The sequence below is a fragment of the Bradyrhizobium uaiense genome (assembly GCF_010811875.1).
Lineage (GTDB): Bacteria > Pseudomonadota > Alphaproteobacteria > Rhizobiales > Xanthobacteraceae > Bradyrhizobium > Bradyrhizobium uaiense.
Genome location: NZ_VKHP01001307.1, coordinates 1 through 201 on the forward strand (window position 1 = coordinate 1; position 201 = coordinate 201).

The following is a 201-nucleotide window of genomic DNA, read 5'->3' on the forward strand; positions in this document are numbered from 1 at the left end:
TGCGCGTGACGAAGGTCTCGCCGCGGATCGGGCTCTCATGGTTGAACAGGATGCCGTTGCTGGCGAACATGCCATAGGCCTCGCGGTAGTTCACCGTGATCCAGTAGCCGTAGAGCTTGGCGACGCCATAGGGCGAACGCGGATAGAACGGCGTGGTCTCTTTCTGCGGCACCTCCTGCACCAGCCCGTACAGCTCCGAGG

Annotated in this window: 1 protein-coding gene; it reads right to left on the reverse strand. The window is 62.7% G+C overall.

Features of this window, described 5'->3' with window-relative positions:
- Positions 1 to 201, reverse strand: a 201-nt coding sequence (locus FNJ47_RS49730; RefSeq protein ID WP_163164002.1) for a GDP-mannose 4,6-dehydratase, incomplete at both ends; no start/stop codon positions are given.